The 26,115-nt window shown below is 68.2% G+C and carries 31 protein-coding genes and 1 pseudogene; 17 read left to right on the top strand and 15 right to left on the bottom strand.

All coding sequences use genetic code 11. The annotated features are described in order from the left end of the window. Positions 1-810 precede the first annotated feature (810 nt). The 4 genes from AC3EO4_RS52425 (at position 811) to AC3EO4_RS52410 (ending at position 3,333) form a co-directional block, all read left to right on the top strand. Positions 811-1,110 (top strand): hypothetical protein, encoded by a 300-nt coding sequence (locus tag AC3EO4_RS52425; RefSeq protein WP_431903804.1) that lies wholly within the window; start codon positions 811-813, stop codon positions 1,108-1,110. Between the two features lie 137 nt (positions 1,111-1,247). After that, complete coding sequence (locus tag AC3EO4_RS52420; protein ID WP_431903801.1) at positions 1,248-1,601, top strand: VOC family protein; 354 nt, start codon at positions 1,248-1,250, stop codon at positions 1,599-1,601. Positions 1,602-1,993: 392 nt separating this feature from the next. Then, entirely contained in the window at positions 1,994-3,058 is a 1,065-nt protein-coding gene (locus tag AC3EO4_RS52415) for an LLM class flavin-dependent oxidoreductase (protein ID WP_431903799.1), read from the top strand. Positions 3,059-3,156: 98 nt separating this feature from the next. Next, positions 3,157-3,333: a hypothetical protein gene (locus AC3EO4_RS52410; RefSeq protein WP_431903797.1), complete on the top strand. Its 177-nt coding sequence runs from the start codon at positions 3,157-3,159 to the stop codon at positions 3,331-3,333. 583 nt (positions 3,334-3,916) lie between these two features. Here AC3EO4_RS52410 and AC3EO4_RS52405 read toward each other — a convergent pair. Beyond that, entirely contained in the window at positions 3,917-4,723 is an 807-nt protein-coding gene (locus AC3EO4_RS52405; RefSeq protein WP_379580369.1) for an LLM class flavin-dependent oxidoreductase, read from the bottom strand. Positions 4,724-5,219: 496 nt separating this feature from the next. On the opposite strand from AC3EO4_RS52405, the gene AC3EO4_RS52400 reads away from it, so the two are divergent. Beyond that, entirely contained in the window at positions 5,220-5,855 is a 636-nt protein-coding gene (locus tag AC3EO4_RS52400; RefSeq protein ID WP_431903794.1) for a helix-turn-helix domain-containing protein, read from the top strand. After that, positions 5,852-6,799 carry an MFS transporter gene (locus AC3EO4_RS52395; protein ID WP_431903791.1) on the top strand — a complete coding sequence of 316 codons (948 nt, stop codon included), beginning with the start codon at positions 5,852-5,854 and terminating at the stop codon, positions 6,797-6,799. Before AC3EO4_RS52400 ends, AC3EO4_RS52395 begins: the two co-directional genes overlap by 4 nt. Before the next feature lie 82 nt (positions 6,800-6,881). On the opposite strand, the gene rox is transcribed toward AC3EO4_RS52395, so the two are convergent. After that, positions 6,882-8,306 carry a rifampin monooxygenase gene (gene rox / locus AC3EO4_RS52390; RefSeq protein WP_431903815.1) on the bottom strand — a complete coding sequence of 475 codons (1,425 nt, stop codon included), beginning with the start codon at positions 8,304-8,306 and terminating at the stop codon, positions 6,882-6,884. Between the two features lie 1,175 nt (positions 8,307-9,481). Here rox and AC3EO4_RS52385 point away from each other — a divergent pair. The 4 genes from AC3EO4_RS52385 (at position 9,482) to AC3EO4_RS52370 (ending at position 11,090) form a co-directional block, all read left to right on the top strand. Next, entirely contained in the window at positions 9,482-9,685 is a 204-nt protein-coding gene (locus AC3EO4_RS52385; RefSeq protein WP_379580366.1) for a hypothetical protein, read from the top strand. Between the two features lie 12 nt (positions 9,686-9,697). Next, positions 9,698-9,946: a hypothetical protein gene (locus AC3EO4_RS52380; protein WP_379580365.1), complete on the top strand. Its 249-nt coding sequence runs from the start codon at positions 9,698-9,700 to the stop codon at positions 9,944-9,946. Beyond that, entirely contained in the window at positions 9,943-10,467 is a 525-nt protein-coding gene (locus tag AC3EO4_RS52375) for a hypothetical protein (RefSeq protein WP_431903788.1), read from the top strand. The genes AC3EO4_RS52380 and AC3EO4_RS52375 overlap by 4 nt, the downstream gene beginning before the upstream one ends. Positions 10,468-10,535: 68 nt before the next feature. Further along, positions 10,536-11,090 carry a DinB family protein gene (locus AC3EO4_RS52370; protein ID WP_379580363.1) on the top strand — a complete coding sequence of 185 codons (555 nt, stop codon included), beginning with the start codon at positions 10,536-10,538 and terminating at the stop codon, positions 11,088-11,090. A 4-nt stretch (positions 11,091-11,094) separates the two neighbouring features. On the opposite strand, the pseudogene AC3EO4_RS52365 reads toward AC3EO4_RS52370, so the two are convergent. After that, a pseudogene (locus tag AC3EO4_RS52365) lies at positions 11,095-11,777 on the bottom strand (transposase domain-containing protein); the annotation flags it as partial. 277 nt (positions 11,778-12,054) lie between these two features. Here AC3EO4_RS52365 and AC3EO4_RS52360 point away from each other — a divergent pair. Together AC3EO4_RS52360 and AC3EO4_RS52355 are read left to right on the top strand one after the other, a co-directional pair. Next, positions 12,055-12,375: a hypothetical protein gene (locus tag AC3EO4_RS52360; protein ID WP_379580362.1), complete on the top strand. Its 321-nt coding sequence runs from the start codon at positions 12,055-12,057 to the stop codon at positions 12,373-12,375. A gap of 49 nt (positions 12,376-12,424) precedes the next feature. Continuing rightward, positions 12,425-12,892 (top strand): peroxiredoxin family protein, encoded by a 468-nt coding sequence (locus tag AC3EO4_RS52355; RefSeq protein ID WP_431903785.1) that lies wholly within the window; start codon positions 12,425-12,427, stop codon positions 12,890-12,892. Positions 12,893-14,237: 1,345 nt separating this feature from the next. On the opposite strand, the gene AC3EO4_RS52350 is transcribed toward AC3EO4_RS52355, so the two are convergent. The 7 genes from AC3EO4_RS52350 to AC3EO4_RS52320 form a co-directional block, all read right to left on the bottom strand. Continuing rightward, the gene (locus tag AC3EO4_RS52350) at positions 14,238-15,314 is read right to left on the bottom strand and encodes an AAA family ATPase (RefSeq protein WP_431903783.1); all 1,077 of its coding nucleotides are present in this window, start codon (positions 15,312-15,314) and stop codon (positions 14,238-14,240) included. A 9-nt stretch (positions 15,315-15,323) separates the two neighbouring features. Next, positions 15,324-15,584 (bottom strand): relaxase domain-containing protein, encoded by a 261-nt coding sequence (locus AC3EO4_RS52345; protein ID WP_431903781.1) that lies wholly within the window; start codon positions 15,582-15,584, stop codon positions 15,324-15,326. Further along, entirely contained in the window at positions 15,521-15,757 is a 237-nt protein-coding gene (locus tag AC3EO4_RS52340; protein WP_379580849.1) for a hypothetical protein, read from the bottom strand. The genes AC3EO4_RS52345 and AC3EO4_RS52340 overlap by 64 nt, the downstream gene beginning before the upstream one ends. Positions 15,758-16,081: 324 nt before the next feature. Then, complete coding sequence (locus tag AC3EO4_RS52335) at positions 16,082-16,651, bottom strand: dihydrofolate reductase family protein (RefSeq protein ID WP_431903778.1); 570 nt, start codon at positions 16,649-16,651, stop codon at positions 16,082-16,084. Positions 16,652-17,363: 712 nt separating this feature from the next. Further along, entirely contained in the window at positions 17,364-17,414 is a 51-nt protein-coding gene (locus tag AC3EO4_RS52330) for a hypothetical protein (protein ID WP_431903812.1), read from the bottom strand. Further along, positions 17,408-17,596: a hypothetical protein gene (locus AC3EO4_RS52325; protein ID WP_431903775.1), complete on the bottom strand. Its 189-nt coding sequence runs from the start codon at positions 17,594-17,596 to the stop codon at positions 17,408-17,410. Before AC3EO4_RS52325 ends, AC3EO4_RS52330 begins: the two co-directional genes overlap by 7 nt. 125 nt (positions 17,597-17,721) lie before the next feature. Further along, positions 17,722-18,402 carry a hypothetical protein gene (locus AC3EO4_RS52320; RefSeq protein WP_379580846.1) on the bottom strand — a complete coding sequence of 227 codons (681 nt, stop codon included), beginning with the start codon at positions 18,400-18,402 and terminating at the stop codon, positions 17,722-17,724. Between the two features lie 98 nt (positions 18,403-18,500). On the opposite strand from AC3EO4_RS52320, the gene AC3EO4_RS52315 reads away from it, so the two are divergent. The 5 genes from AC3EO4_RS52315 to AC3EO4_RS52295 all read left to right on the top strand — a co-directional run bounded on the left by AC3EO4_RS52315 (position 18,501) and on the right by AC3EO4_RS52295 (position 22,076). Beyond that, on the top strand, positions 18,501-19,142 hold the full coding sequence (locus tag AC3EO4_RS52315; RefSeq protein ID WP_379580845.1) for a TetR/AcrR family transcriptional regulator: 642 nt from the start codon (positions 18,501-18,503) through the stop codon (positions 19,140-19,142). Between the two features lie 228 nt (positions 19,143-19,370). Continuing rightward, positions 19,371-19,964, top strand: a complete 594-nt coding sequence (locus tag AC3EO4_RS52310; protein ID WP_379580844.1) for a recombinase family protein — start codon at positions 19,371-19,373, stop codon at positions 19,962-19,964. Positions 19,965-19,993: 29 nt separating this feature from the next. Continuing rightward, complete coding sequence (locus AC3EO4_RS52305) at positions 19,994-20,872, top strand: hypothetical protein (RefSeq protein ID WP_431903771.1); 879 nt, start codon at positions 19,994-19,996, stop codon at positions 20,870-20,872. 86 nt (positions 20,873-20,958) lie between these two features. Next, positions 20,959-21,702, top strand: coding sequence for a DUF6193 family natural product biosynthesis protein (locus tag AC3EO4_RS52300; RefSeq protein WP_431903768.1), 744 nt, complete (start codon positions 20,959-20,961; stop codon positions 21,700-21,702). 287 nt (positions 21,703-21,989) lie between these two features. Then, entirely contained in the window at positions 21,990-22,076 is an 87-nt protein-coding gene (locus tag AC3EO4_RS52295) for a hypothetical protein (protein ID WP_431903809.1), read from the top strand. Positions 22,077-22,211: 135 nt separating this feature from the next. Here the strand turns inward: AC3EO4_RS52295 and AC3EO4_RS52290 are convergent, their stop codons facing one another. The 5 genes from AC3EO4_RS52290 to AC3EO4_RS52270 form a co-directional block, all read right to left on the bottom strand. Then, complete coding sequence (locus AC3EO4_RS52290; protein WP_379580841.1) at positions 22,212-23,171, bottom strand: recombinase family protein; 960 nt, start codon at positions 23,169-23,171, stop codon at positions 22,212-22,214. A 344-nt stretch (positions 23,172-23,515) separates the two neighbouring features. Then, a complete protein-coding gene (locus AC3EO4_RS52285; protein WP_379580840.1) occupies positions 23,516-24,067 on the bottom strand; it encodes a dihydrofolate reductase family protein in 552 nt (183 codons plus the stop codon). Next, a complete protein-coding gene (locus AC3EO4_RS52280; protein WP_379580839.1) occupies positions 24,064-24,846 on the bottom strand; it encodes an alpha/beta fold hydrolase in 783 nt (260 codons plus the stop codon). Before AC3EO4_RS52280 ends, AC3EO4_RS52285 begins: the two co-directional genes overlap by 4 nt. Positions 24,847-24,916: 70 nt before the next feature. Then, complete coding sequence (locus AC3EO4_RS52275) at positions 24,917-25,366, bottom strand: YdeI/OmpD-associated family protein (protein ID WP_431903762.1); 450 nt, start codon at positions 25,364-25,366, stop codon at positions 24,917-24,919. Positions 25,367-25,369: 3 nt separating this feature from the next. Beyond that, entirely contained in the window at positions 25,370-26,047 is a 678-nt protein-coding gene (locus tag AC3EO4_RS52270) for a DUF998 domain-containing protein (protein ID WP_379580837.1), read from the bottom strand. Positions 26,048-26,115: the final 68 nt, after the last annotated feature.

Here is a 26,115-nt window from a genome sequence, read left to right as displayed (position 1 = left end):
CCAGGTGCAACCTACGGACTGACTGGCTCAGCTGGCGCGACCACTCGCCTGCCGAGCGAGGGTCCACAGGTGACTGGACTCGGCGGAAACTTATGTCGTAGTACGTCGCCGCGTCCGCTGATTTCTTCTGCCGCAAGAAGCCAATCTCTACCGACAGGGCGATCAAGATAGTCGGCAACCCCTACGCGGCGGTAGCGTAGAACGCTTCTGTGGCCATACCGGGTAATCGTGATGACGTTGAAGTGTGTTCCGTTGCGCGACGGGCCCGAATCCACGCGAGGTCGGGGGCGGCGGCAGCAGCGTCATGGTCAGCACCCAGTCCCACCGGACACCCGGCAGGCCAGCCCCGATTGCAGCCGTCCGGGTACGGCCAGCGGGGTAACCGACCCGGCCGTACCCCGATTCACCGTCACTTGGCGGCCGAGTGGCGGTGACCCCCCATCGCCGAACGAACCACCTGTCTGACCCACTCCCGCTGGATCGCCAATCCACCGCACCCCATCTATCCCCACGCCGAACTCTGAAAGCCAGAAGCAGTTCATCGTCGCGTCTCTGCCCGAACTCCTCAGCGCCGCCCGCCGCCACCAACGGCTTGCGCGCCTACACCGCCCCTCTGCCACCGGCGCGGCCTCCACGATGCTCACGAAAGCGTCACCCAAGCTCCTCTCCTGGATGACGAGCTCACAGAGCGGTGGGAACAGCGCACCAAGCAGCTCAGCCTGCACCTCGCCGAGCCGACCTTGACCCACGTGATCCGCTACCCGGAGACAGTCATCTGCATGTCGATCCTGCTCTCCCCTTATTGGACCCGTGCCGCGCGGCGGCTCCCTCCCCCAACCTGGCTTTGATCCTGAGAACCGATCAGGCTGGGACAGCGTCGGCCCCGAACGTCCCCACGCCCACGACTTCGAGGACGAGCTCCAGCGACGGCTTGGCATCACCCGCCCGTCCAGCCTCAGTATCGACAACATCGCGATCTACGCTCGCGGACGTGCCTGGCGACACCTTCCCAAGGAAAAGGATCAGATGGAGGACGAGAGCTCCCAGCTCGAAGCCCAGCCGATTGATCCACCGCAGGCCAGCTTCCCAGCATGGATCAACCAATCCTGACAGAGACGCCTGCGCGGGTGTCGATCTTCAGGCCACCCGGTCCGTTCACACCCATCCGATCCGCCAGGTGATCCACTCTCGTCGCCATGAGAGTGATAGATGTATCTTCATATCAAGATATTTATGAGGAGTCGTGGATGCTGCATCACGTCCAGCTGGCCTGCCCACCTGGCAGCGAGCCCGTCCTGCGGGAGTTCTACGCGGGTGTGCTCGGCTTGGCCGAGATTCCCAAGCCTCCCGTCCTCGCCGCCCGTGGCGGCTGCTGGTTCCGTGGCCACGGCATCGAGTTGCACCTCGGCGTTGAGACCGACTTCCGGCCGGCGCGGAAGGCGCACCCTGGCATCCTGGTCCGTGACCTCGACGACTGGGCCCGGCGGCTGGACCAGGCCGGATACCCCGTTGCCTTCGACGACGACTTTCCTGGGATGCGTCGTTTTTACAGCGAAGACCCCCACGGCAACCGTCTGGAGTTCCTCGAACCGCTCTCCTAAGAACGGACAACCGCCGGCGCCGGAGCCGACCCGGACGACGGAGATGGCCCGGCACTCATGGCGGCGGAAACAGCGCAGATTCGTTGGGACGCCCAGGCCTCTTGACGTTGCATTTCATCTGCTCCACCGCAGGTCGGCGCTCTGCCATGGATCAGCTCGATTGAGAACCGACAAGTCCTGTCGGTTGCAGATGAAGCTGTCGGTGTCCGCGTGTTGTTGTCGGTGCTCGTGTCGGTGTTCAGGGTCAGTTGTCAGATTCCGCCTTCGATGCCGTCGGACAACACGCGCAACCGCTCGGCGCCGACTGTGCCATCGACTTCGACGTGCTCGATCCACCGTCTGATGTCAGGCTGAATACGTTCGAGTCGATCCTTTGGGCCTTGGAGGTTTTGATGCGTGCAGGCGTCGTGGTCACCGCACACCCCGGTGTGGAGGATCTCGCCGTGCAGGCCGAGGAGTTGGGCCTGCACAGTTTCTGGGTGAACGACACCCCGATGGTCCACGGCGACCCCTTCGTCGCCCTGGGACTGTGTGCGAAGGCCACCAGCCGCATCAGGCTCGGCATCGGCGTGACCTCACCGGCGCTGCGCTCGGCGCCGGCCGCCGCGAGCGGGGTCGCCAGCCTCAACGCCCTGGCGCCGGGCCGGATCATCTGCGGCGTCGGCACCGGGAACACCGCCCGGCGCACGCTGGGCATGCGACCGACCACGGCGGCCATGATGGAGAACTTCACCGCCGCACTGCAGGACCTGTGCGCCGGACGCACCATCGAGTACCGGGAAGGTGACCGGGTCCGCGACGTCCGGTTCCTGCACACCGGGGCGCACGTGAACACGGCCGACCCGGTCGAGTTCGTCGCGGCAGCGCTCGGGCCGAAGGCCGCCGCCGTCGCCGGCCGCCGTGGCACCGGCCTGATCTCCTTCGGCCTGCTGGACCCCACCGCCTGGCACGCACTGCACGACGCCCGCCGGCAAGCCGCCCACGGCACACCCCGCGACCCCGGCTCCCGCACGGACTCCTACCTGGTCACCGCGCTGCACATACTCGACGAGGACGAGGACCCCCACGGCGAAGCGGCCCGTGACGCGACCGGCCATATCGTCCTGTCGCTACTGGCCTTCGCCGCCGACACCGCCGGCGACGCGCGCGCCTTCGCCGAGCAACTCGGTCCCGAGGAACGCGAGGCGGTGCGGCGGCATCTCGATCGGCGCGGCACCACCGCCACCGCACCCGACCGGCACACCAAGCTCTACCCCAACTACCTCGGACGCATCGCGCCGGAGGATCGGGACCTGATCCTGCCCTCGCTGATGAACACCCTGGCCCTGGTAGGCACCCGCGACGACCTCCGCGCCCGCATCGCCACCCTGGAACAGGCCGGTATCAACGAACTGCTCATCCAGCCGGCGATCGACCCACCCGCCGAGATGGCCCAGTTCGCGAAACTCCTCACCTGAGCGGAGGTGAAGGCCGCTCCGGTACGCCCGACAGCGCTCTTCGCCCTGGCCGAAGCGGTCCATGGGGCCGGCCTGGCCGACGAGGGTGTCTGGCTGGAGTGGAGTCGACGCTGGAGCTGGACAAGAAGACCGGCTGGCATCACATCGCCCGAGCCATCGTCGGGTTCGCCAACCGCATGCCCGACGTCGCCGCCGCCTACACCGAGGGCCGGGCCTACCTCGTGGTGGGTATCGAGCCGGGGAATCAGCCGCTTGAAGCTCTGTCAGGCATGTAAGGCAAGGAGGCTGGCCGCGCTTCTGCGCCTGACCCCAGGACCCCCGATCTGGGAGCTCAGTCCCTGGAACTCTTGGTGACCACCTGGGCCAAATACTCGCTGTGTCTGGAACGCGGAGTTGTCCCCTGGGGTGCGCGAGCACGCAGCCGTCTGGCCGCGCACTCGGATGGTGCGGGCGACGTCAGTCGAGGGTGTCCCCCATGAGGTCGAGTTAGGCGTGTCCGGCGGCGACATCGTCTGGTCGGCCGAGCGCCGCGAAGTTGCCCAGCAGCTCGCGCAGCGTGGCGAGAGAGCGTTGTCAGAAGGCGCCGGGCGCGTAGGGGCATTCGGTTGACGCATGACCACCACGGTTGTGGTCTCTTCCGGTGCGCTGGGATGACGCATCCCAGATACGTCGACTCGGGCGAGACGCGACAGACGATCGCCTGCCACCGCCGAGAAGGCGGTGAGGAGCTGAGCCGCTGGTGAGAGCAGCTTTAGTCGACCTGGCCGCCGAGGCGATCTCGCAGGCCGCCTTGGCACGCCGGGACGCTGTGAGCCTGTGCGTCGAGCTGTCCTGAGCCACGCGCGCACCGCAGATGCTTCACACGGGCGGGCCCGCCTTGACGCGCCGCACCAGTCGTTCCATCGACCCCCGGTAGCTGTGGAGGTGCTCCAGCCACCACGTGGCGCCCGCGTCGGCGTAGGCCCGGACCGACGAGCCTGGCTCGCTCACCCCGATGACCGCCACGTCGAGGTCGCCCGCGTTTGCCCGGTGCCGGCGCAGCTCACTGACCTGGGCGGCCATGGAGTCGGGTGAAAGCGTCATGCGGCCCTCCCGGTCGTCGCCGACGACGATCCAGCCGTCCCAGCGGGCGGCACGCCGAAGGGCACCCGGAGCCGTGCCGCCTACCCACACCGGCACCCGGGGCCGCTGGAGGGGCAGCGGCGCGAGCCGCACCCCGTCGACGGTGTAATGAGCGCCCCGGTGATGCACCTCCTCGCCGGACCAGAGCGAGACCATCACGTCGAGTGCCTCATCGAGCACGACCCCGCCGGGACGCGTTGAGCCGAAGGCGGTGAACTCCTGCCTCACGCCGCCCAGCCCGGCGCCCAGGATCGCGCGACCGCCGCTCAGCCTGTCGAGCGTCGCCACCGTCTGGGCCAGCCTTTCCGGGCGGTGCCGGGCCACGGCCGTCACCGCCGTGCCCAGCCTGATGTGCGAGGTCGCCTGCGCCGCCGCAGCCAGCGTCACCCACGGGTCGGCCGATGGCATGCCCCAGGTGAAGGCCAAGTGGTCCCACACCAGCACGGCGTCCCACCCGGCGGCCTCGGCCTCCCGGGCGAGGGTGACCAGGTGTGCCGGCTCCGCGAGGTCACCGAGGATCGCGACGTCGATGCCGTAACGCATGCCCCCACCCAAGCACCCGGCACCGACAGTTCTGGGGGTGCCGCGATCGCGCGGCGCGGCTCCGACGAGCGGGTGAGCGCCGCCCAAGAGGAAGCGGTAGAGCAGATCCGGCAGACCCGCGAGCAGGCCGACGCTGCTGTCGCCGAGGCCAACCGCGCCGCGTAGGAGGCATGGTGTCAGGCAGCCGCCGTACAACAGCAGGCCGAGCGAGACCCGTAGCGGGCAGGGGCGCGATCGCGATGAGGTACTACAGGCTGACCTGGGTCGTGGCGTAGTCGAGCTGGAGCTGCGGGGTCTGGTCACGCGTCGAGACTCGTGCGTACGCCCAGACGGTCATCAGCCGAGTTCCCAGCGGTGTCCAGAAACGTCTACCTTTCCGGACCCCGTAGCCACCAGCGACAACACCGTCCCAGAAACCTCTGTCCAAAGCCCACCTTCCGACTCAACCGACGTCGTCGCCCCACTTTCGCGCCGGTCGTGGATCTACTCTTTGGCCATGGTCAGTGACGAGCACAAGCGCGTTCTCGACCCTGAGCAGGATGCCGCCGCGCTGAAGGCACTCACGCACCCCTTGCGCATCCGGCTGCTCGGATTGTTGCGACAAGACGGACCTGCCAGCGCGAGCGAACTCGCGGCCAGGCAGACATCCGCTTCCACCAGCCACCACCTGCGGGTTCTGGCGAAATATGCGTTCGTCGCCGAGGCCGAGCACCGCGACAGGCGAGAGCGCCGCTGGCAGGCGGTGCACCTGGTGACGTCCTGGAGCAACAAGGCGATGGACGCCGCACCCGAAAGCCGCGCCTTCGTCAGCTTCGCACGCAGGCGCCAGATCGAGCACCTGGAGGCGTCTCTCGTCCAGCATGAGGCCGACATCGCCGGCGGGCGGCTCCGCCAAGAGTGGCTGGAACCATCGGACATATCCGACCTGCTGCTCCGGCTGACCCCCGAGTCTCTCACCGAACTGCGGCAGGTGCTCGATCGGAAAGTGGAGGAACTGACCACCCGAGACGCGGGCGATCCGCGCGTGGCGCAGGTCGTCTTCCTCATCGCAGGGCTGCCCCTCGCACCGCACGATCCCGACCTTGATCCGGACGCCTCCGTTCCCGTGTCTACGGGCGAGGACGTATCGTGACCGAGCCGCTGAACATATGCGCCGCACGTCGCCGCTATGTCACAGCCTGCGTGCTCTTCTGGCTGCCAGCCGGGCTGACCATCGCGCCCCTGATCCTGCTCTTCACCGAACGTGGCATGTCCCTCGCCGCCATCGCGGGCTTCTTCGCCGCGCACTCTCTCACCGCCGCCGCGCTGGAACTGCCAACAGGAAGGCTGTCCGACGTCCTCGGACGCCGAACCGTCCTGGCCTCCGCCGGTCTGCTGAACCTGACCGCTTTCATCCTTCTGAGTCTGGGCACCACACCCTGGGTGCTCACCTGCGGTATGACCCTCATGGGAGCGGGCCGAGCCCTGTCCAGCGGGCCGGCCGAGGCCTGGTACGTCGACATCGTCCATGCGCGCTCCGGCCCTGACGCCGACCTGCGCCCCGGTCTGGCCCGAGGGAAGTCCGCAACATCGGCGGCGCTGGCCACCGGCACCCTGCTCGGCGGTGCCGTGCCCTGGCTGCTGGCAACCGGCCCGGACGTGGGTACGCGACTGAGCGAAGCAACCTCCGGCCTGATTCTTCCTCTCTCGGTCCCGCTGCTGTCGGCCGCCGCCATCGAGATCGCCTTCGTGCTGTACGTCAGGACAGCCCTGCGCGAGCCACCCCGGAAGGCGGCCACCCTGCGCGGCGTTCTACGAGGCATCCCTGCCACCATCGCAAGTGGACTGCGCCTGGGCGGACGCGACGCGATGGTCCGCCGTATCCTCCAGCACCGGAGGCCGGTCCACGAGGGACTAACGGGGCTCGCACTCGACGACTCCCGCTCAAGTCGTTGGTCCCGCGATCACCGTTCGTTTGGGGCTCATGACAACGCCTGCGCCGATCCATCCCGCGGTGCTCTGCCGCCGTCTTCCGGTCGTCACTCGGAGGCTAACCCTCCTCGCAGGCCGACCCTGGCGCCAGAGCACCACGGCTGATGCTGCCTCCAGCCTTCCGACGGTCAGTAGCTACTGGCCGTTCCGATCATCCTCACGGGCCTTTTCGGTTGCTCGGGCGAAATCAGTCGGCGGGCTTGCCGAACCAGCGGGAGAGGTGGTCGTCCAGGTCCTCCTGATCGTCGCCGATCCAGGCGACGTGGCCGTCGGGACGTAGCAGGACGCACGGAACATCCAGTTCCGCAGCGGGATCCGCGAGGTAATCGACCCGGTCTGACCAGGTGCCGACGGTCAGGCGTTCGGTGCGGTCCAGCAGCAGGCCGCGGCCGCGATGCAGCAGACCGTAGAGGCGGCCCTGTTTCACGTCGATGTCGCGCAGGCGGCGGCCGAGCAGGTCGGGGCCTTCGCCGAAGTCGTAGCGGATGCCGATCGCGGTGATCTTCTCGATCAGATAGTGGTTCACCTCGTCGAAGTCCATCAGTTCGGTGAGCAGCCTGCGTACGGCCTGCGGGCCCGGTTCGGTGGACAGCAGTTCCATCTGGGCGCGGGTGTTGTCCAGCACGTCCTCGGCGACCGGATGACGTTCGGCCTGATAGGTGTCCAGCAGTGCTTCCGGGGCCCAGCCGCGGACCTGTGCGGCCAGTTTCCAGCCGAGGTTGAATGCGTCCTGAACGCCCAGATTGAGGCCCTGTCCGCCGATGGGTGGATGAATGTGTGCCGCATCGCCGGCCAGCAGCACCCGCCCGACCCGATAACGTTCGGCCAGCCGGGTGGCATCCCCGAAGCGGGACAACCAGCGCGGGGAGTGCACGCCGAAATCGGTTCCGGCGATGGCGCGCAACTGTTGTTTGAAATCCTCGAGGGTGGGCGGTTCCGAGCGGTCGCTGACTCCCGCGGCGGGGACCACGACGCTATAGACCCCTTCGCCGAAAGGCCGGAGCCAGAATCGCTGATGGGTTTCGCGGATTTCGGTCATCCTGGCGGCGATCTCCTCCTGCGGTACGCCCACTTCCATCTCGCCCATCAGCGTGTCGGTCCGCGAGGGCTCGCCGGGGAAGCCGACGCCGAGCCGTTTGCGCACCGTACTGCGCCCGCCGTCACAGCCGACGAGATAGCGCGAACGCAGCTGTTCCCCGTCGGCCAGCTCGACGGTCACACCCTCGTCGTCCTGCTCGAAACCGGTGACCGCACAACCGCGCCGGACCTGCGCACCCAGTTCGATCGCATGTTCTGCTAGCAGATGTTCGATGACCGGCTGCGGGACACCCAGCAGATAGGCGTACGCGGAATCCAGGCCCTTGGGCGCGGGCTTGGCGATGGCGGCGAAGAAACCGCCGGCCGGACGCTGTCTTCCATGCTGGAGAATGCGATCCAGCAGTCCGCGCATCGCCATCAGCTCGAGACTGCGAATATGCAGACCGACTATGCGGACGAACGACGCGGGCTCGGTTTCCTTCTCCAGAACGAGTACCCGCACGTCGTGCAGCCGCAGTTCGGCGGCCAGCATCGCACCAGTCGGCCCGCATCCAGCAATGATCACGTCGAACATGAGGGGCGCGCGATCGGCGCCGGAGGCCGGCGACCAGAGCCCGGGAACGTCGCGCTCGACCGTGTCGTTCGACGACGGCTCGGCGGTGAACTTAGAGTGCATAGGTGTTGCCTTTCGGGAGTGCCTTGTTGGCGAGGCGCTCCCGGCGACACCTACGTCAATCGCCCGGCCGTGACGGGAAGGGGGAGCACCCACATCGATACAGCGTTCATGGGTCTCACCTCCTCGGGCGGTGTCACGGTCAGCCGCAAGCTACAAGCCCGAGCATCATCCCGTCCAATCCTTTTCCAGCCACGTGATCACGACTCCCAACGGGCCCGTGCGGACGCAGGGCGAATCCGGCGTGGCGGCCCGGCTGGTCCCGGTCACGGCCGACGGTCTGATCCTGGCTGCCCCCGAGGCGGACCGGATGTCGGTAGGCGCTGCCCTGCTGAGGTTCGCTCGTGGCCACTACGCCAACCGGTCGCAGGCGAGCTTGACGACCAGCGCGATGACGACGCACCGCAAGACGACCCGAATGAATCGACTTCCGCGTTTGAGCGCGAAGTGAACGCCGAGCCGGGCACCCGTGAGGTCGCATGCGGCCATACCGAGCCCGAGCAGCCACAGGACTCTGCCCTGCGCGGCCAACGCGAACGCGAGATCCGCATCCCCGAAACCTGGCCCTGGGCCCCCCAACTCGCCACCTGCATCGAGCTCGGCCTCACCCTCGACCCACCGGCTAGCTCAGCCGTACCGACCCCACACCCCGAAGGAACCCCGACCGGCCCGTGGAACCGGCGCCCGCCCCGCACGACAGCCGGGGAACCGGCGCTTCTCACACCCCGGCAACAGGATCACCAAGGTCCCTCAGAGACCAATCAACCGCCCCGATAGGGCAACCCGTCCACCCCATGAATGATCAAGGTTGGACACCACGTGGCCGATGCTGTTCAGGTTGCGCGGAATTGTTCACTGAGCCGCGGAACCGGGGTTGAGGAACATCGGAACGAAAACCGGCGCTAAGCATCTGTCGGCCCTGGTGGGCGCCTGACGGGACGTCGGGCGCGGGGCGATCTTGAAGTCATCCCACAGATAATGCCCTATTATCTGGGGCGATCGTTGATCGCGACCTGCGGCGACGGTTCCGGGCCGCTACGCGAAGCGGCCCTGTTATCTGTGGCAAGGGGGAAGCGGTGGCCACCGTCGCGCAGCTGCCCGCCGGGAACGCGCTCACCGTCCGCGGCGCCGCGGACGCCTTCCTCGACGTCCTCGGCAACCCGAACACGGTGCGGAACTACGCGATCGGGGTCGGCAAGACCGCCGAACGGGTCGGCGAGAGCCGGCCGCTCGGGCATTTCGCGGACGACGAGATCGGCGAGGCCCTCGAAGCGCTGTGAGGCTCGACGGCGGTGAACACCTGGAACGCCCGCCGGGCGGCGGTGCTGTCCTGGCTCGCCTGGTGCGCCGAGCGCGGCTTCGACGGCCCGGAGGTGCCGGCCTGGGCCAAGCGCTTGACCCCGCCGGACTCCGAGACGCCGGCGCGCTCGAAGATGGCGATCGACCGACTGATCTCCCGCCGCGAGGTGCACCTGCGGGAGAAGTGCTTCTACCGGATGCTGTACGAGACCGTGGCGCGGGCGGAGGAGATCCTGCCGTGAACATCGAGGACCTCGACTTCGCTGGCCGCCGCGCGCTGGTGAAGGCCAAAGGCGCGCAGTCCAAGGCCCGCCGCCGCGGCCAGGCCCGCGAGGATTTCGTACTGGAGCCCGTGTACTGGGGCGCCGGCACCGCCCGGCTGCTGCCGCGGCTGCTGAAGAACCGCACCCGCGGCCCGGTGTTCGTCACTCACCGCCGCCCCGGGCCGGGCAAGGTCGTCTCGTCGCGGGACGTGTGCCCGGATTCCGGGCTGGCCCGGCTGTCGTACGGCCAGGCCAGCGCCCTGCTGGATGAGCACACCGCGCTGCACGGGGCGGGCACAGGCTGGGATCTGCACGAGTTCCGGCACTCCGGGCTGACCCACCTCGAGGAGCAGGGGGCGCGCCTGCTGATGTTGATGGCCAAGTCGCGGCACAAGAAGGCGGAGAACGTCCGCCGCTACTTCAAGCCGTCGCCGGACGCCATCGCCGAACTCACCAGCCTGCTTGCACCCGGCGACACACGCCGAAGCGGCGGCACGTAACCGAGCCGGCCGACCCGTCGATCCTGATCATCCCGACCGACCCGAAACCACCGAGCCCTGGAGCTGACATGGCTGACATGATCGTGACCGACCCCGTCACCCGCGACGTTCTCGCGACCTTTGAAGGCGTGCGATCCCGGCTGTTCGGGCGCTTAGAGGGCCTGACCGACGCCGAGTATCACTGGGAGCCGGTCAGCGACTGCATCAGCATCCGCCCCGGCGACGACGGTGTCTTCCGCGTCGCCACGCTATTTCCGGAATCGGGTCCGGAGGAACCGGACCCCGTCACGACAATCGCCTGGCGCATCTGGCACATCGGCAACCTCTGCCTGCGCGGCTACGTGATCTACTGCTTCGAGGACGTCCCCGAGCTCGGCGACCGCCACGAGTGGCCGGGCACCGCGAAGGATGGCGTCCAGGCGCTGGCCGAGGACTGGGAGCACTTCATCTCCCGTATCGCAGCCCTCGGCGACAAGCGCCTGCTGGCGCCGATAGGCATGGGCCCCGGCGGTTGGGCCGATGAGACCTATCTGAAGCTCGCGCTGCACGCTCTGAAAGAGGTCACACATCACGGCGGCGAAATCGGCCTGCTGCGCGACCTGTACCTGCGCGAAGGCGTCTGATTTCTGCGACCTGGGCGAGGAAGGCGTTGCCGTCGAAGCCCTTGTCCCATAACGCGAGCATGTCCGGCTTCAGTAGGTGCAGCAGGCGCCTGGCATAGCCGGTCTCGCCTTCGCCGGTGGGGCCGAAGACCGCGCCGATCAGGGCCCGTGTTCCGGTCTCAACGAGCGTCATCAGCTCCACCCAGGGGGTAGCCGCCGTGGCCCGGACTGCCCAGCCAGGCCCGGTTACGAGCGGTGTCGGGGGCCTTGAGCGAGCTGCAGCCGTCGAAGGAGACCGTGCGGTAGGGCCCGAACCGCACTCCGGGAGTTCGGGGCTGAGCCAGCGGCCCACAAAGCGCCTCAAACAAGCTGCGCATCGGCGCACTGCCGACCCTGCGGCGCAGGTCGCGCAGGGCTTTGGCGGTGGGCGTCACGACCGGCAGTGCGCTCAGCGAGGCCGTCAGCTTCTGCCACACCAGCAGGTAGCCGACTTCCGGGAACAGGCACATCGCCAGCAGGAAGTAGACCCCGACACGCGAAGGCGGATCACGCAGCCGGCGCTCGGCGATGCATCTTGCGCGTCTCGTGAAGGACCGCATCTACAAGCTCGAACGGCAGGAGCGCGGTCAGCTCACCCAGATGCCCAGGTGCGAATACCCCCTCATCCGCTGGGCGGGGCGAATGGCCCGTCTCGATAGCGCTGGACACAGCAGACCAGGCAGACTCGGCGATCAACGGAGATCCAGTTCTTCGACGGATGGTTGTGGAAGATCATCTGTCTACTGGATCTCCGTTCCCACGTCCCGGGAACTCACGTGCCTAACGGCGCCACGAGCACCTTAACTACCCGGCCTTGGTGGAAGCCCCCTCCTCCTCCGGAGGACTGCTCGGCGTGCGCCCGGCGAGGTTGGCTCGGATAGCGGTGAATCCTTTCGCGATGTGGTGGCCTCTTATGCGGTGATGGCCACACCGGAAGGAGATGAGTATGGATGACGTTGTGATGTCGGCTGTCCAGCGGGTACTTTCACGACCTCGTTCCGACCGCAAGGGCGTGGACGTGGCTGACGGCTCGTGGGCGAGCGCGCAGCTCGTTGAGGCCGCGCAGGCTGGTGGTCGCGAGTCGATCGCAGCGGTGATCTGTGGTGCCCATTCTCGCGTGGGCTACCCGAGGACCGCGGAGGCACTCGGCTTGAACAACGCCGCGATGGATCCCAGCTACACGGACCCGCAACAGGCTCCGGCACAGCTCGGGCGGCATGACCAGCCCAACCGGCGTCCGCAGGACCCCGAAACCACCAGCGCCTGACCTGAGCCGACCGCATTTCCACAACCCGAGTTCGAAGAGGAGTTCCATCATGCTCACAACCGGATCGCCCGCGCCCGACGTAGTGCTGGAGGACACCGACGGCCGGACCGTCCACCTGTCCGACTACCGGGGCAGTCATGCCGTGCTGATCTATTTCATGCGGTCGACGTCGTGCCCGATCTGCAACAGGCACGTCCAAGACCTCATCCGGTGCCGCGACGAGCTCGCGGCTGACAACGTCCAGGTGTTTGTCGCAGTTCCTGAGGACCGCCAAGAAGCGGCCGCGTGGAAGGCCAAGCGCCAGGTCCCGTTCCCCGTCCTCACAGGGCGGCGCGGCACCCCGCACGAGATGATCGGCCTGAGCAGAAAGGTTTTCGGCTCGATGCAGCAGTCAGGCGACATCCTCATCGATTCCCAGGGCATCATCCGCCATGCTCACGGCGCCACCATGCCCACCAGCAGCTATGACAAGAAAGGGATCATGGCCGCTGTCCAGGGTCTCCGCGCTCACGCATGATCTAGAAGAGAACCTGGACCGGACGCCGAAGCCCTTCGTCAGCAGGCTCTGAGGGCGTTGCCCGCTTCGAATCCTCCCAGGCGCGATGGGGGCGGTTATAGGAGGTCCTCGACTCGCTGGCCTTCGCCAACACCGGTGTTGGTGACGCCGGGGACGGCCGAGCGCTCGGAGGTGAGCACGATCGTGTTGCGCGTGGTGCTCGGTCAGAGCGTTGATCCGCTCGGTGAGCAGCTCGTCGGTGAGCAGGCCGACGCCGTAGGCGCTACGGGACAGGGACAGGCGGGCGCTGGCCAGTTGGATGGCGGCGCGGGCCTCATCCAGCGAGGCTGCGGCTGCCTCTCGGCTCTCCCTCTCGCGGCCGCCGCGCCCACGCTCGGCATGCCGGCGCTCGGCGCGGCGGCGATCTTCTCGCCGGCCGTCGGCGGCGCGTTCGATCGCGGCAGGGTCCGGTGGGCGGGCGTCCTGGTCCTCCTGCGCGATCGGCTCCGGCTCCGGGGTGAGCAGCCGGTCGACGCGGTCGCTGTCCAGGGTGGCGGCGTAGGCGGCCAGGGCACGCTGCAGCGCGTCGGCCTCGCCGCGGACCCGGCCATGACGGGCGCGGTCGGCGTCGGTCTCCAGCAGCTCGCGCGGCAGGTACAGGCGGGCGGTCTCCCGGTCACGGGTCATCGCCGCATGCAGGGTGCGCGGGTCCAAGCCCATCCCGTAGATCAGAGCGTGGTCGGCGGTCAGGCCCTCGGCGGCCGCCACGGTCATCGCCGTGCCGTGCGACAGTCCGCCGCCGGCGATGTAGTCGGGGGTGATCCACTCCCGCACGACGGTCGGCCCGTCGGGCCTGACCTGCCGCCACTCGACCTCTACCCGCCGGTCGGCGCCGATCGCGGTGATGTGCCCGCGGTGGCCGTTGAGCACGTTGACGGAGCCGTCGCCGCGGCGGGCGCGGTAGTCGTTCTTCCGGACCCGGACATGGTCGCCGACCGCCAGCGCGATCGTGCGCCCGCCCGGCAGCCGGTAGTGCCGGTCGGGGCCCTCCAGCTCGCCGCGCTCGCGGCGCAGCTCACGCGCCACGGCGTTGAGCCGGTCGACGGCCGCGTTCGTCCCGGCCAGCACCAGGACCTGGGCGAGCTCGTCGTGGACAGCCTCGGGCGTGCCTGCGGCGCGGTACGGCTCGCGCGCGCTCAGCCAGTCGGCCAGCAGCTGGGCCATGGTGTCCTCGGCGCCCTGCCCGGCTCGGACACGCTCGCCCTGACCCCACAGGCGTAGCGCCTGCCGCTGCAACTCCCGGTCCTGCGGCCGCTCGCTCTCGCCGCCGGCGCGCCGGATCTCCAGCGCCTTGCGTTCCAGCGGGTCACGCTGACGGCGGTTCTGGTCCGGCGACCTGCCGGTGGATGGCGGCGAAGCCGCCGCCGACTCCGGCGGCGCGCAGCTGCAGCGGGTCGCCGATCGGCACGATCTTGGTGCCGGTCCGCGCCGACTCGGCCAGCAGGGCTGCCATCTGCCGGTCGTCGACCATGGAGGCCTCATCCACCACCAGCACGTCGACCCCGGAAAGGCCGCGGCCACCCTCGATGCGCAGCAGCCAGGTGGCGATGGTCGACGACGGAATGCCGGCCTCGGCCTGCAGGTTGGCGGCGGCCACCGCGGCGGTGGCGGCACCCGCGACGACCATGCCCTGCCCTTCCCACGCGGTGCGGGCGGCCGCCATCATCGTGGTCTTGCCCGATCCGGCCACGCCGATGACGGCGTCGACGCCGTGCCCGGCGCTCAGCAGCCGCTCCAGCACCCGCCGCTGCTCGGCGCTGAAGGTCAGGTCGTGGCTGACCTCGTAGGTGTCGATGGCCAGCCGGGCGACGTCGGGATCGACGACGGCGACCTGCTGGTCGTAGCGCTCGCGCGTGATCTGCAGCAGGGTCCGCTCGGCCTGCAGGATGTCCTCGGAGGTGTAGCGGTCGCTGTTGGACAGATGGCTGGCCCCTGAGGCGGGCAGTCGTACGGCGGGGCCGTACTGCAGGGCCTCGTCGGTGAGCGCCTCGGCCTCGGCCAGGTCCTCGATCCCGTCGGGGCAGGCGTCGATGACGGCCGCGAGCACGTCGGCGCGGGTGACGACCTTGGCGTGCGCGATCAGGCCGTACTCGTCCCGCCAGATCCAGGCGGCGATCTCCGCCGCGCTGGGCCGCTCGGGTAAGACGGCACGGCCGTGACGGCACTGCTCGGCCAGCACCTGGCCGAAGCCGCCCTCGGCGGCGGCGTTGTCGATCTGGCGGTGCCAGTCGGCGCGCAGGTCGACGTCGGCGACGTCGCGCTCGCGGGCTTGGCGGCTTTCTGCTGAGGCGCCCTTCTTGGCCGGGCGAGAGGCGTCGCCGTAGCTCACCCCGACCGCTTCGAGAACGGCCCATACCTGGCCATCGCGCTTCGAGAACACCACGCGCGTCTGCTAGGGGATGGCGGCGATCTCCCACGCGCCGGTGCGTTCATCGCGCTTCCAGGCGATGCCGTATCGCTGGGCGAGCACGCGTCGCAGGCGGGCCTTCAGTAGCGCGTCGGCGGCCTGGGCGTGCCGGTGGATGTCGCGGCCGCCGGCGCCGATGGCCGACCACTTACCGTCCTTGCCCTTGACCATGTCGGCGATCGTCACGTGGGCGTGCAGATGTGGGTCCGGGCGGCCTCGCCGACGGGGCGGGCGGTGCGGTGCCACATCACCCACCCGAGCCCGCGCTCCAGCCTCTTGGCGCGCTTGGCCATCGCGGGGCGGGCGGCGAGCATCGCCGCGACGCTGGTGCCGCGTTCGGTGGCGACCTTCTCAAGGGCCTGCCATAACGGTGCGGCCGCCAGCTTGGCTCGCGGGTCGACCGCGTACTTGGCGGCCACCAGTACCTCGCCGCTGCTGGGGTCCGTCGTCTGCGCGCTCGTGCGCGTGCCCCTCGGCAGGGTGGTTCAGGCCGCAGCCAGCGCCCTCCTGGAGCCGGTACTCCACCTGCTCCATGGAGGGGCCGATCACGCTGACCCATGCCACCCCGCGTGCTCCTCCCTGTCCGTTCCGACCGAACCTTGCAGCCCTAAGCATGCTGACCTGCGGGTTGCAAAGTAGGAGCGAACAGCGACCGCCGATCTTGTTCGGACCTACTTTGCGCTTTCAGGGGGACAGCCCGTCGACCGAGTGTCCGCTCCCCGCATACTCCGTGCCGCAGGCCGTTACTTCACGACCCGGAACCGCAGGTGCGTGACCGCGTCAGAGGCGATCACCTGCGTGCGCATCAACTCGATGTGGCCAAGGTCTTCCAACAGCCGGCTCCCAGAGCCCAGCACTACCGGCACCAGGTTGATCAGCAACTCATCCAGCAGCCCGCCGCGCAGGAACTGCCGTCCAGTCTGGGCACCCATCACGATCACGTCCTTGTCGCCGGCCGCGTCCTGCGCGGCCTTCAGGGCAGCCTCGATGCCGTCGGTGACGAAGGTGAACGACGCGCTCTTCATGACGAGTTCGTCGCGCGTCTGATGGGTGAGCACGAAGGTCGGTGCCGGATAGGGGGTGTCCTGCCAGTGCGGCAGGCCGACGTCGAACGTGCGCTTGCCGACCACGACCGCGCCGACCGAAGCGGACATCGTAGCGAGGACCTCCTTGTCGCGCGGGTCGGGCTGGTCGGTGAACATCCACTCGTGCAGTCGCATGCCGCCCTTGCCCATGGGATGCTCCGCACCGATGTCTGGACCGGCGACGAAGCCGTCCAACGACATGCTCTTGTACAGCACCACGGCACCCATTGAGACCTCCTGAACGTTGTCCTTAGGAGTTAGACCACCCGGCCTCCAAAAACTCATCGGCACAGAGTGGAAGCGGACTCCGCAAGGTAAGTCCGAAATCCGCAAAGTTCATCCGGACGGGACACTCCCGCCCGGGTTCTCCGGCGGTCCGCAGGACCGCTGTATCGCAGATACCTTGGTCCAGAACGCGCTTTTGATCTTGAGGCTAGTGTGAGAGGAGGGGGCAAGAAGGGCAACAGGCGGTGGGGCTGTTACCGCGCGGTGTTGAACGACAAGTACTTGTCGTCGGCGAGCTCGCCGGTTGTTGAGCGCGGAGAGAATGTCAGTGATCCGGCGGGGGTGACGCGGATCTAATGTCAGTGACTGCCGGTGTCGTCCGTGTCGTTGGGCCAGAGGCTGCCGTCAGCTTCGGTGTACCACGGTTCCTGGAGGTGTGGCCGGCGCCAGCAGGGTGGTGCGGCGAAGGGGTCGTCGGGGTCGGCCAGGTGGTCGCCGTGGGTCAGGCGCAGGCTGTATTGGACGTCGGCGGAGGCCTCCGCCTTGGTGGGGACGCCCTTGTCGCGGATGAGACCGCGCAGGCGTAGCTCGCGTTCGAGGTCGAGGTGCTGGGCACGGAAGGTTGCGTATTCGGGAGAGCGGCCGCACCAGATGACCGATAGCAGCAGGGTGGCCTCGGTTTCGTCGAGCGGCTGGTGGTAGTCGGCAGCAGGACTCAGCCCAGGGCCCGGCGGTGGCCCGTCAACAGCAGGATGCCGATCACCAGTCCTGAGACGATGTCGCGGATGCCCTTGAGGACCAGGAAGCCTCACCGTCGCCGGAGGGCCAGCCCGGCAGGCCGAAGTTCGGCGCGGACGTCTCGGGGGTCAGAACGTAGGACACGCCGATGTAGAGGATGAACAGGGCACCGGCGGTGGCCAGGACTGTGTTGATGTTCTTCAGCGACATTGTCCTGCTCCTTGTGAGGTTCGGGTTCGTGTGAGAGTCGGTGCGGTCAGCCGTGGACGCGGCGGATGCGGTGGGCGTAGCGGGGTCGGCCGATGCCGATGACGTGCCAGATGTCGCTCGCCAGCTCAGGCAGGGGCGGTACTCGTTCGATCGTTGGTGAGTGTCCGGGCCGGGGTGTCGGGGTTTTGTCGGATCAGGACGATGCCGTACGCAACGATCCAGACGACCCACATCAGCCAGCCAACGAGGCCGAGAAGCCCCAGGAGACCGCCGTTGTCGATGACCCAGTGGGCGAAGGTGGCCGAGGCGAACTGCAGCGCTGCGGCAAGCAGCCCCAGGGCACCGTGCCAGGGCCGGATCAGGCCGGTGCGCAGGCCGCCGACGGACAGGCCGAGGAGGGCGAGCGCCAGAAAGGCTCCGTTGAGGGTGAACACCGCATCATGCAACGCCCAGAGGCCCGTGGTCGCGGAGCGGTCGTGCGGGGCGGTCGAGGTGAGGGCGAGGCGGGCAGCGACGACCCCAGCGAAGGTGGCGTTCTGAAGGGCCAGACCGGCGAGTCCGAGCAGCGACCACGCCTCGCCTCGTTCGCGCTCGGAGTGCCACAGTGCGGCGAGCGCGCCGGCGCCGAAGAAGGTGGCCAGGATCCAGGCGGCGGGCGTGAGTGCGGATCCGACGCCGACGGCGAGGCCCTCGGTGGCGAAGAACGCGGTGACCTCGCCGATTTCGGCGCCGGTGAGCGGCATGCCGGCGGGCACCATGATCACGTTGGCGAGGACGATCATGGCGGCGAAGCCGATGGCGGCCATGCCGCCGATCCGGGAGAAGCCCATGGTGGTCGACTTGGATTTAAATGTCATATATTGATTATAAGGCGCGTAAACCTGGAGAGGGCAAGGGGCAAGGAATGGACGCAGAGCAGGGCCGACGTCGCTATGACTCGCTGCGCCGGACGACGCAGGCGCTGGAGACCCGAGCCGAGATCGCCCGCGCCGCCCGCCAGCTCTTCGAGTCCCGGGGCTGGGCGGACACGACCGTGCGCGAGGTGGCGCGCGAAGCCGGGGTCTCCGTGCCCACGGTCTATGCGACATACGGGAACAAGACCGGGCTGACCCGCGCCGTGGCCGATTCGGCCGACCTGTCCGCCGACGCGCCGCAGATGCTCGCGGAACTGGAGGCCGCGGCGGCGGACCCCGAGCGCCAGCTCGCGGCGATGGCCGCCTACGACCGGCGGCTGTTCGAGCGCGCGGGCGACGTCATCCTGCTGGTCCGCGAAGCGGGCCGCAGCGAACCCGAGCTCGCCACGGTCTACGGCGACGGCCGCAAACGGGGCGACGAAACCCGGGTTCAGGTCTTCTCGTCCTGGCCGTCCGGCACCCTTCGAACCGGCCTGGACCTACAGACTGCCGTCGACGTCTACGCGGCCATCTGCAACATCGACGTCTACACCACCCTCACCACCGAACGCGGCTGGACCCCCGACCGCATTGAGGAGTGGTGGGGGCAGGCACTGGTCCGCGAACTCCTGAGCCAGACGCGACGAGCATGACCCGGGGACCGTCCGCGCTGAACGGGGCCGACGAAGCACTCTGCAGATCCGCTCTTTTCGGCGCTGGTCACCTCTCATCCGCCGGCTGCGAGGGTGTTCCGTTTGGGGAACCTTTACCGAGACGCTCCCGCAATTCCACTCGCGAAGACCCGACTGCGGAAACGCCGTCTCAGATAGGTGGTCCGCGAAACTGTCCGATGAAGGGGGCTTAAACGGTACGATCGGCGGGTGGGAGAACTGATTGGCTACGCCCGCTGCTCGACCGTTCTGCAAGACCTCACCGCTCAACGCGAGATCCTCCTCGAACTCGGCGTCCCGGAGGACCGGATCTATCTCGATAAGGGACTCACTGGCACTAACCGGGCCCGGCCCGGCCTCGACCAGGCCCTGGCGGCCGTGCGGGCCGGCGACACTCTGGTGGTGCCCAAACTCGACCGACTGGCCCGCTCGGTGCCCGATGCCCGTGACATCGGCGACACTCTCGTCGCCCGGGGCGTCCGCTTGTCGCTGGGCGGCAGCATCTACGACCCGGCCGACCCGATGTCGAAGATGTTCTTCAACATGCTGGCGGTGTTCGCTGAGTTCGAGGCCGACCTGCTGAAGATGCGCACCCGCGAAGGCATGGCCGTCGCTCGTTCCAAGGGCAAGCTCAAGGGCAAGCAGCCCAAGCTGACCGCGCGGCAGCAGGCCGAGTTGGTCCGGATGCGCGCCAGCGGCGAGTACTCCATCGCCGACCTGATGGAGATGTTCTCCGTTGGCCGGGCGACGGTCTACCGGGTCCTGGAACGCGCTGGCCATGACCGGGTGGGCGGCGCGGCATGAGGCGCCACGAAACAAGGCTCGATCGGGACATGGCCGCGCTGCTGGCGGCCAGGGCGTTCACCGAGATCCGTCACCTGGCCGGGGAGGTCCGGCGCAGCAACTCGGAAGACAGCTCGATTGAGGAGGATCTGGAGCGCATCAGGTTCCTGGCCGACCTGTGCCTCTCGGGGGTCGCCCGGCCAAGTCCCTGGAGGCCGTCGCGAAGGGGAACCTCTGGGACCAGCTGGGAGCAGGCGATGGCCAAACGGCCGATGGGCTGGACCTGGCACACCACCGGCCCAGAAGGGCACGCATGGATGCTGAGCCACATCGAACCGGAACGACGGAACTGGACGCCGCCACCGCCACTACCGGATCGCCGTAAGGGCCCGCCGCCGATGACGCTGCGGCAGCGGGCCGGCGTTCTCCTGGGGCGCTGGCCCATCAAAGCCCCGATCGGACGGCAACCGCTGCCCACCGAAGCACACGTTCTCAAAGCCCTCGATACCGACGCCGTCTGCGCCCTTTACGAAAAGGCCGGACGGCTCCGGCTCGGTCTCGGCAAAGGCGTACCGTGGCTCCGGACCCACCTGGCCCCTGACGGTGTCCACTACCTGGTGCCAGATCCGGCGAGCTACTACTGGCCCGGCAACTCAGACGGTCGCGGCGGCAAGATCCGCTGGTGGCAGTGCACGGCACTGCTGCGGATGTACGACGGCGAACAGGTCAGCAGCATGCTCGCCGTACTCCCCGAGACCTTCAGCGCATTGCCGTCGACCCTGCCCCGCAAAGAGCAACTTCGACTGGTTCACCGCGCTCGTTCCACCGAACGCGACACCGGCCTCTGGGGCCGAGATCACAAGGCCGAGTGCAGCCCGCAAAGCTGCGGCTACACCCCCGAGCTCAACACCGAGACCGGAGACCGCTGACACCCCGCCCGATGTTCCTCGAGCCCAAGACGCCAGGGCAGCCCACCAACGACATAACTCCCTTCACCACCACCTGATCGGACCCCATGAGGCAAGAACCAGACCCAGCCGATCTCTACCCGGAAGTGGCCGCCTACAGCAGCCTCGCCGCGGCGCTCCAAGCCACAGCAGCCGATCAAGGCCTGTCCCTTCCCATGACCGCCACTGCATCCGATCCACTGCGTCATGCCACGTTCACCAGCGTCATCCCGCACCGCCACGGGTCGTACGTCACGGCGTGGCATTTCGAACGGAGTTGGACCATCTGGGGCTCGTCCAACAACAGGCTCATGATCTGCGGCGCCACCAAGGATCTGCGTGAGCTTCCCAAAGTGATCCTTGGTTGGGTGGACGGCGCCAGCCTCGACGAGATCGCCGAAGCCGCTCCCTTCAAGGTCGTGACCGGACGTTTCGAGGTGCCCGACAACAACCCTGCCGCCGTCATCGCATCGGAATGGCAGTGGCTTCTCAAGGATGCCCGCGACGCAGACTGGCCCCAATATCAGGCGCTCATCGAGGCTGCCCACGCCGAACCGAAGCTACGCCGCCTCTACCCCTTCACCAGCCACTGGGCACTCAGCTTCTCCACCACGCCCGACTACCCGTTCTCCCTGAGCTTCATCTCGATCGACTCCCCCCGAGGAACTGGCGGCTACACCATCAGGGAATGGTGGCACGGCCCGACTCTGACCGAGGTCTCCACGCCCGCCGAAGCGGTCTCCATCGCCGTAGCCCGTATCCCAGCCGAACTATTGCAGACGTCTTCTGACATCAGTGCAGAGGACTCCTGAAATCGACAGCCGACCTGCTGAAGATGCGCACCCGTGAGGGCATGGCGATCGCCCGCTTGGCCATGAACGCGGGAACGAGCACCAGTTCGTCACGGGTTTGAGCACCACCGACTGATCGTTGGGGTGCGCCGTGGTCACGAGTTTGGGCACCACTTCTGGATCTTGCTGTGGCTGGGGCTCGTAGGGTCGTCTCGCGATGGTTGATGAAGGTGACCCGAAAGACGTCGTTGAGATCTTGCGGTCCTTCGAGCTGGGGCAGGTCTGCAGGGGCGTGGTGAGCTCGCGCCTTGCTCGCTCAGCCCGACGCCATCGTCGCCTCCATCGCCCGGCTGGTGGGTGTCAGCCGCTCCACCATCTATAAGGGGTCCCGGTAGTCCTGACGAAACTTTCGTCGGATATGCCCTTGACCTGCGACTATGCGGGGACTCTGTGACTTGGGTATGAGATCGCTTGCGGTGGGGCCATGAGCGAGGGCACGCCGGAGTTGCTGCCGTCGTGAGGTCGCGAGGTCACCCGGCGGTGTGGAGGTCGGCGAAGTCGGCGCGGGCCTGGACGACGGCTTCGGGGTAGGCCTGGGCCTTCTCGTGCTCGGCGAGCGCCCGGTAGATGCTGGCCAGGCCGGGGTTGTGACCTTTGCGCTTGCCGGTTGCGATGATCAGGTCGGGGCGGATCTGTTCGACGGATTCGCCGCCTGCCCGGCGGCGGAGCACGGTGTGCAGCATGTCGTCGGTGATGACGGGTGGCCGGCCGCCGTGCTTGCCCTTGCGGGCGGCGGCGTCGAGTCCTTCCAGGGTGGCTTCGCGGATGGCTTCGCGCTCGGTTTCGGCCATGGCGGCGAAGAAGCCGAAGAGCATGCGGCCGGGCCCGGTGGGGTCGTAGATGCCGGGCAGCGGGCCGGCCAGCATCTCCAGGATCAGGCCGTGGGCGCTCAGGTGGTCGGCCAGGGCGGTGAGCTCGGCGGCGTCGCGGCCCAGCCGCTTCATCTCGTACACGGTCAACAGCACGCGACAGTGCGGGGCATGGGCCTTGATCTCGCGCGCCAGGGTGAGGGCGGCCTCGAACTGGGGGCGGACTCGGATGCGGGTGCTGATCTTCTCGGAGAAGATCTTGTCGCGGCCGATGCCGTGCGCGGCCAGGGCGTCGAGTTGCGACTGCAGTTCCTGGGTGAGGTGGGAGCACCTGGCGTAGCCGATGCGGATGTCGGCGCCCGGGGCGCCGGTCTCGGGCGCGGCCGGCGGCGGGGTGCCGGGCCGCCAGGGCTGGCCGGGGCCCCGGTCGGCCGGGGTCGGCACCCGCAGCAGCTTGGCGAGCCGGGCGACCTTCTTGAACCGGCCGGTGTGGTAGATCCCGGCAACGGCGCCTGAGCGAGATCGGCACGGCGAGCCGGGCTGGGCCAGGCAGCGCGGGCAGGTGTGGCGCTCGACGGCGTCGGCGGCGTCGGCGCGGGAGGGGGTATGAGGGCCCGTCATGCCCGGAAGTCTCTCATAAACATTTCCCGGAACAGGGGTCGGCGTCGATTGAGTGAGAACGAGTTGCGGGAACGGATCAGGCGGCCGGGCCGCCCACGGCGACCCTTTTCGATCTTCCTCCCGGAAATGGTCGTTTATGAGGAGACGATCGTCGGTCACTGTGGCGGGCACGGCGGCTTGGTGGCCTGGACGATCGCTGAGAAGCCTGCGGCGAGCAGCAGGTGGCGGTGTCGGGTCCTGCGCGACGGCCGGCCCCGCTCGAAACGTGGGGTCGCCTCGCCATAGTGGCCGACATGGTTGTAGCCGATATCCCATTGCAGGGGTACCGGCTACGAGGGCGTCTTCTACTGGGGAACCGCCGGCTGGTAGGTCAGGTGGACGACGCCGGTCTTGAAGACCTCAGAGTCGGCCAGGCGTAGTGACTTGTTCAAGCCGTCTTCCTCGAAAAGGCGCCGGCCGTGGCCGAGAACCACCGGGTGAACCAGCAGTTGGAGTTCGTCCAGGACGTCGTCATGCAGCAGTGAGCGGACCAGGGTGGGGCTGCCGGAGATGGTGATGTTGCGGCCGGGCTGCTGCTTGAGCTTGGTGAGCTCGTCGGCGACGGTGCCGCTGATCAGGGTGCTGTTCTGCCATGCCACGGTGTTCAGGGTGGTGGAGGCGACCAGTTTGGGCATCGTGTTGATACGGTCCGCGAGCGGTACTTCGCTGCCGCGCCCTGGCCAGGAGTCGGCGAATACCTGGTAGGTGGTCCGGCCCAGAAGCAGGATGTCGGACTGGTGGAACTGCTCGGCGACCACTTCGGCCATCCGCTCGTCGTAGTAGGGGAAGTGCCAGTCCTCAGGGGCTTGCATGACACCGTCGACGGACACGAACAACTGCGCGACGATCTTCCTCATCGGTTCGCTCCGAAGAAATCGGTGACGGCGGGGGCGATGGCCGCCGCGTCGACGTTGTGGGGTTGGCCGTGCAGCGTGGTGCGGTGGGCGTCGGGCAGGGCATCGGCGATCGCCTCGGCCGCGGCGGTGATCCACGGGGTGGTCGCGCCGTCTATGACGACGGCGGGGATGGTGATTGACTTCAGCGTCTCGGAGGGCAGGGCGAAGTTTGCGGCGACGTCGGCGTCGTAGGCCAGGCAGCTCGCCCCGGCCGCCATCGCCTCCCAGAACGGAGCGGCCTTCATGCCTTCGACGAACTCGGCGGGCATGAGCACGGCCTTGAGCATGAAGAGTTCCATCATGTCGCCGAAGCGGCCTTGGGCGCGTAGGGCGTGTTGCTGGTCGCGGTAGTCGGCGGGGACGGGCTCGCGGGTACCGGGCAGGATGTAAGGGACCTCCCATAGGGCCAGCTTGGTGATGGGCAGGCCGCGGGCGGCGGCCTGGATCGCGATCATTCCGCCGCCGGAGGTGCCGTAGACCATCGCGGACCCGCCGGCCTCGGTGATCAGGGCCTGGAGGTCGTCGAACTCGCGGTCGACCGAGTACGGAGCGGTGTCTACGGTCTCACCGCGGCCGCGCCGGTCGTAGCTGTAGACGGTGAAGTGTTCGGCCAGCAGTGCGGCCAGCGGCGACTCGGCGCTCCGATCGACCGGCCCTCCGCCGATCACGATGACCGCCGGGCCTGAACCGATGCTGTCGTAGGCGATGTGAGTGCCGTCCTGGGAGGTGACGAAGGTCATGATGATCTCTTCCGATTCGTTTGGCAGTGCTGGACGATTGACGTGCGACGGGCGGGTGGGACTGGGCCGGTTAGCGGATGTTCCCAGCGGCCAGCGTGGAGACGGATTTGTCGATGCGCCGCTGGCGGGTGGCGTCGGTCTTGGCACCCTCGATCGAAAGGACGTGGGCGCGGCGGTTGCTGTAGGACAGCCGGTCGAAGGTGTTCCTGGCTTCCGGTTCGCGGTCGAGGGCCGCTGCGAAGTCAGCCGGAACGGTGACCTCGCGCGGTTCGGTGTCGACCTGCAGGTCGATCTCGATGGTGTCGCCGGCCGCCACGCCGGTCTGCTTCCGGACGTCGACGTTCAGGCCGAGCATGTACGTGCCGTTCATCGGTGCCACCGAGTTGCGGAAGGTATAGCCGGCGATGGTGACGCGGACTTTCGGTCGCCGGCCGGAGCCGAGGGCTTCGATGATCTCGGCCGGCACTTCGATCCCGGTGGCGGTCTTGCCGTTGCTCAGGACGATGGTCTGGAATCTCATGACCTAGGCCGCCTGTCGCATCAGGTGGACGCAGGTGGCGCTGATCCAGGCCCAGCCGAGCACCACGGCCGCGGTGAAGGCGAGGTTGATGACGGCGTTCCCGGGGCCGGAGGCGATCCCGGCGAAGGCGGCGAAGAAGACGATCCCGGTGGCCCCGCTGTAGATCGCCCAGCCGCGGCGGCCGAGGGCGGCGTAGGCGCGGGCGAACACCAGGCAGGCGCCGATCAACCCCAGAAAGCCGATCCCGCCGCCGACGAAGTGCAGCAGACCGTGCCAGCTGACCGGTCCGGGCCCGTCGGGCGTTCCGACCGGGAAGCCAAAAGCCGGGTCGGCACGGAAGATCCCGCCGCAGATCAAGCCCGTGCCGTACAGAGCGACCAGACGCGGCCCCCAGACGCGGCCCCTGCCAGCCCGCACCGCCCGCCGCATTCCGACCGCGGCGGCGACGGTCATCAGACCGGCCAGGATGAGGTTGGCGATCTGGATCCAGCCGGGGCCGCCGTTGGCCAGCAGGCTGGCCGGGTGCCGGGTGAGGTCGAACCCGTCGCGGGTCAGTGCCTGCACGCCGGTCACGACCACATACAGCGGACCTGCGACCACCCCCCAGCCCAGCAGGGACTTGGTGATCCGGGCCTGAGGCGAACAGTCGGTACGGCGGGCGGTTGCTGTGATGGCGGTCATCTCGGGGTTCCTTCCGTCTGTCTGGCTGATGTCCACAGCTTGTCGGCGGAGGCTTCAGAACGGCTTCA

Source organism: Nonomuraea sp. bgisy101, from assembly GCF_057708945.1.
This window is presented reverse-complemented; position numbering and strand designations above follow the sequence as displayed.

Excerpts from the sequence above, each read along its gene's own strand:
- AC3EO4_RS52420 (WP_431903801.1), top strand. The coding sequence starts at position 1,248 with ATGCTGCATCACGTCCAGCTGGCCTGCCCACCTGGCAGCGAGCCCGTC.
- AC3EO4_RS52415 (WP_431903799.1), top strand. The coding sequence starts at position 1,994 with ATGCGTGCAGGCGTCGTGGTCACCGCACACCCCGGTGTGGAGGATCTC.
- AC3EO4_RS52405 (WP_379580369.1), bottom strand. The coding sequence starts at position 4,723 with ATGCGTTACGGCATCGACGTCGCGATCCTCGGTGACCTCGCGGAGCCG.
- AC3EO4_RS52400 (WP_431903794.1), top strand. The coding sequence starts at position 5,220 with ATGGTCAGTGACGAGCACAAGCGCGTTCTCGACCCTGAGCAGGATGCC.
- rox (WP_431903815.1), bottom strand. The coding sequence starts at position 8,306 with ATGTTCGACGTGATCATTGCTGGATGCGGGCCGACTGGTGCGATGCTG.
- AC3EO4_RS52370 (WP_379580363.1), top strand. The coding sequence starts at position 10,536 with ATGGCTGACATGATCGTGACCGACCCCGTCACCCGCGACGTTCTCGCG.
- AC3EO4_RS52360 (WP_379580362.1), top strand. The coding sequence starts at position 12,055 with ATGGATGACGTTGTGATGTCGGCTGTCCAGCGGGTACTTTCACGACCT.
- AC3EO4_RS52355 (WP_431903785.1), top strand. The coding sequence starts at position 12,425 with ATGCTCACAACCGGATCGCCCGCGCCCGACGTAGTGCTGGAGGACACC.
- AC3EO4_RS52335 (WP_431903778.1), bottom strand. The coding sequence starts at position 16,651 with ATGGGTGCCGTGGTGCTGTACAAGAGCATGTCGTTGGACGGCTTCGTC.
- AC3EO4_RS52325 (WP_431903775.1), bottom strand. The coding sequence starts at position 17,596 with ATGTCGCTGAAGAACATCAACACAGTCCTGGCCACCGCCGGTGCCCTG.
- AC3EO4_RS52320 (WP_379580846.1), bottom strand. The coding sequence starts at position 18,402 with ATGGCCGCCATCGGCTTCGCCGCCATGATCGTCCTCGCCAACGTGATC.
- AC3EO4_RS52315 (WP_379580845.1), top strand. The coding sequence starts at position 18,501 with ATGGACGCAGAGCAGGGCCGACGTCGCTATGACTCGCTGCGCCGGACG.
- AC3EO4_RS52305 (WP_431903771.1), top strand. The coding sequence starts at position 19,994 with ATGGCCGCGCTGCTGGCGGCCAGGGCGTTCACCGAGATCCGTCACCTG.
- AC3EO4_RS52300 (WP_431903768.1), top strand. The coding sequence starts at position 20,959 with ATGAGGCAAGAACCAGACCCAGCCGATCTCTACCCGGAAGTGGCCGCC.
- AC3EO4_RS52290 (WP_379580841.1), bottom strand. The coding sequence starts at position 23,171 with ATGACGGGCCCTCATACCCCCTCCCGCGCCGACGCCGCCGACGCCGTC.
- AC3EO4_RS52285 (WP_379580840.1), bottom strand. The coding sequence starts at position 24,067 with ATGAGGAAGATCGTCGCGCAGTTGTTCGTGTCCGTCGACGGTGTCATG.
- AC3EO4_RS52280 (WP_379580839.1), bottom strand. The coding sequence starts at position 24,846 with ATGACCTTCGTCACCTCCCAGGACGGCACTCACATCGCCTACGACAGC.
- AC3EO4_RS52275 (WP_431903762.1), bottom strand. The coding sequence starts at position 25,366 with ATGAGATTCCAGACCATCGTCCTGAGCAACGGCAAGACCGCCACCGGG.
- AC3EO4_RS52270 (WP_379580837.1), bottom strand. The coding sequence starts at position 26,047 with ATGACCGCCATCACAGCAACCGCCCGCCGTACCGACTGTTCGCCTCAG.